1 pseudogene is annotated in these 202 nt (G+C 60.4%); it reads left to right on the top strand.

Annotation, left to right across the window (positions count from 1 at the left end):
• Positions 1-22 precede the first annotated feature (22 nt).
• A pseudogene (locus HAP95_RS04810) lies at positions 23-202 on the top strand (DNA cytosine methyltransferase); the annotation flags it as partial.

Below are 202 nucleotides of genomic sequence, written 5' to 3'. Positions count from 1 at the left end.
GCGGGATATGGAAGACCCATTGATGACGATCAGTGCCGGCGGGCAGCATCATGGCGTTGTCGGTGCCTTTTTGTCTCGGCAATTCGGCTGCAGCGTTGGTCATGAGGCCGATGCGCCGCTTGGTACGGTTACAGCAGGTGGCGGCGGGAAAAGTGCTTTGGTGGAATGTGCCCTGTCCCCGGACGATGAAGCCGGTGCGCTT

This window comes from Acidithiobacillus sulfurivorans, assembly GCF_018853815.1.
Classification (GTDB): Bacteria; Pseudomonadota; Gammaproteobacteria; order Acidithiobacillales; family Acidithiobacillaceae; genus Acidithiobacillus; species Acidithiobacillus sulfurivorans.
Note: the sequence above shows the minus strand (reverse complement) of the source record. Positions and strands in the feature narration are given on the sequence as shown.